This window comes from Mesorhizobium sp. M7A.F.Ca.CA.004.04.2.1 (genome assembly GCF_004022825.1).
In the GTDB taxonomy this organism is placed as follows: Bacteria; Pseudomonadota; Alphaproteobacteria; order Rhizobiales; family Rhizobiaceae; genus Mesorhizobium.
Map to the genome: position 1 here is coordinate 1 of NZ_RZPH01001584.1, position 751 is coordinate 751.

The following is a 751-nucleotide window of genomic DNA, read 5'->3' on the forward strand; positions in this document are numbered from 1 at the left end:
CTGCGCCGGCGACGGAAAGGCTGGAAATCGTGCCGAGCACGACCATGACTGTCTTCAAGTTCATTGCAAAGATCCTTCCGGGAACGAGCCGGCTGGAACCGGATGGTTTCACGCCAGCGACCCGGAGATAACGAATGGGCGCGGCGAAACTGCCGGCAAAAGGCCAATCGCTTCTTCAAAACAACTTGATCGCGACGTGTGCGCGAGAGGGCCGCGCCAGGCACCTGGTTCACGATCCCGTGACGGCCCTTTTGGCTCTTGGCAAATCGCCGGCGAGAGGGCATCTTCCCGACCGTCTCAGGCAACACTCCTCATTTGATCAAACTCTTTCAGTCATGGAGTTGCCAATGCCCCATAATGCGAAAAGCGAACCCCTCTCCGAACCGGCAACCAACGGGAGCGGGCCAGATTACAACACCCTCAGAGCGATGCGGGAGACCCGCGGTTACAGCGTGGAAGAGCTCTCCCTGACATGCGGCCTGGCGGTGGACGAGATTGAGGATATCGAAAGCGGCAGAGTGACCGACCCGTCGAAGCTGCGTCGTATTGTGTCCGCGCTTCACCTTCCCCAGGAGGCTCTGATCACCCCGGCTGCGCCGACGCCGGCGGCGCAAGGTCGATCGCTGGCTTAGATCCGCACCACGGATTCCAGAGAACCCGCCAAGGCTCCTGGGCGGGTTTCTTTGTACCTGCCGCAGCGTCTGCTTCAGCCTGGGGCTTGCCGATTTGTATGCCGCACGTGCTTATACGC

Annotated in this window: 1 protein-coding gene; it reads left to right on the top strand. The window is 60.6% G+C overall.

Going from position 1 to position 751, the window contains the following annotated elements; genetic code table 11:
• The first annotated feature begins 347 nt into the window (after positions 1 to 347).
• A complete protein-coding gene (locus EN893_RS36290; protein WP_023810249.1) occupies positions 348 to 632 on the top strand; it encodes a helix-turn-helix transcriptional regulator in 285 nt (94 codons plus the stop codon).
• Positions 633 to 751 lie beyond the last annotated feature (119 nt).